3 protein-coding genes are annotated in these 1,619 nt (G+C 61.3%); all 3 read right to left on the bottom strand.

Going from position 1 to position 1,619, the window contains the following annotated elements:
* The coding region (locus WCA53_RS22935; RefSeq protein WP_423915876.1) for a xanthine dehydrogenase family protein molybdopterin-binding subunit at nucleotides 1–646 on the bottom strand (646 nt) is incomplete at its 3' end.
* Nucleotides 643–1,131: a (2Fe-2S)-binding protein gene (locus WCA53_RS22940; RefSeq protein ID WP_423915878.1), complete on the bottom strand. Its 489-nt coding sequence runs from the start codon at nucleotides 1,129–1,131 to the stop codon at nucleotides 643–645. The genes WCA53_RS22940 and WCA53_RS22935, both read right to left, overlap by 4 nt.
* Nucleotides 1,128–1,619 (bottom strand): FAD binding domain-containing protein (locus WCA53_RS22945; protein WP_423915879.1); only part of this gene is annotated, 492 nt, incomplete at its 5' end. The genes WCA53_RS22940 and WCA53_RS22945, both read right to left, overlap by 4 nt.

Here is a 1,619-nt window from a genome sequence, read left to right on the forward strand (position 1 = left end):
CACCCCAGACCGTGAGCATATCGGCCCCGACATCGAAGGCCGCCAGCAGTCCCCGCGTCTCCAGGGGAACACCGGTATGGCGTTGAATCTTGAAGTCTCCACGGATGCGGACCGGCGCCTCGGCCATCGCCGTTTCAGGATCGCCGACACGCATGACAATCCGTTCGGCAACGTTGCTTCCCAATGATGGATGGATGAGAGCAACATTCGCCGCGCGACCCTGGTCGACATCGGCAATGATCGGCAGCCCCTCTAAGTCGGCCTCGATAAGCTCCAGCGCATCTTCGGCAATATAGCGGCTGGTGGCGATAACCAGCGCCAACGGTTCGCCGACATAGCGTACGCAATCGGTCGCAATCGGCGTTTGGAAGCAGCCGCGCAAACCCTCCCGTGGCGCCAAACGCATCGGAATGCGTTTCATCTCGCCAAAATCCTCGGCACAAAAGACCCCCAATACACCGGGGAGCGACCGGGCCACGTCGGTCCTGATCTCGCGGATACGCGCATGCGCCTGCGGGCTTCGCAGGACCGCCGCATAGACCATATTGGGCAGGTGCACGTCACCGACGTATTTTCCGGTGCCCGATAAGAACCGGCGGTCCTCTTTTCGCAGTCGGGATTTGCCGATGTACTTATAGGGGCTCATTGGCCACCCCTGGCGTCGGCAAGCGCCTGTGCAGCAGCGCCGACGGCGCGAACGATATTCTTGTAACCGGTGCAGCGGCACAGGGTTCCCGATAGTGCGACTCGGATTTCCGCGTCGCTGGGATTTGGTTGTTCGGCCAGGAAGGCTGCCATGCTCATCAGAACGCCGGGAGTACAAAAGCCACACTGCAGCGCGTGAAATTGGTGAAATGCGTTTTGGAGCGCGTGCAGTTCGGGCTGATCCGCGACGGCTTCCACCGTTGCAAGTGCCGTGCCATCGGCTTGAACCGCGAACAACAGACACGAGCGAACCGCTTCTCCGTTCATCGAAATGGTGCAGGCGCCGCAGATGCCGTGTTCGCATCCAACGTGAGTGCCCGTGAATCCAAGATCGTCCCGGAGGAAGTCGACCAGCAGCTTTCGCGGCTCTACCTCGCCTTCGACGGGCTTGCCGTTGACGTGCATACGAATGACGCGCCGACTCATTGGACACCTCCAGATGACACGCGAAGTGAGGCTCGAGCGCGTTCGACTGCCGTGGTCAGCGCGCGGGCCGTCAGGACTTGCGCGGCGTTGATGCGGTAGGCGACGGATGCATGGAGGTCCGATTGCGGCTTCACGTTCTTTGCGACCAGACGCGCAGCCTCGGCAATCGATTGTTCTGTCAATTTGCCGCCCCGCAGCGACTCAACGGCTTCGTCCGCCTGAAACGGCACGTCATCGACGCCGGTAAGGACGATCCGGGCCGAGTTGCATCCCCCGTCGCTTTGGAGAGTGACGGTGACCGCCACGCCGACGAGCGCGAAATCGCCATGACGACGGCTGACCTCCATAAATGCGGATCCGGAGCAGGGCGATTGCATGGGCAGTCGTATCTGCGTGACCAATTCATCGGGCTCGAGACAGGTCGTCAGATAGCCAGTGAAGAAGTCGGCAGCGGCAACGACGCGGTGTCCTCTCAGACTGGTGAGGAC

Origin of the sequence: Caballeronia sp. (assembly GCF_049581465.1) — a bacterium.
GTDB lineage: Bacteria > Pseudomonadota > Gammaproteobacteria > Burkholderiales > Burkholderiaceae > Caballeronia.

What these genes read in the sequence shown, in the direction of transcription:
- WCA53_RS22940 (WP_423915878.1), bottom strand. Translation starts at nt 1,131, where the DNA reads ATGAGTCGGCGCGTCATTCGTATGCACGTCAACGGCAAGCCCGTCGAA.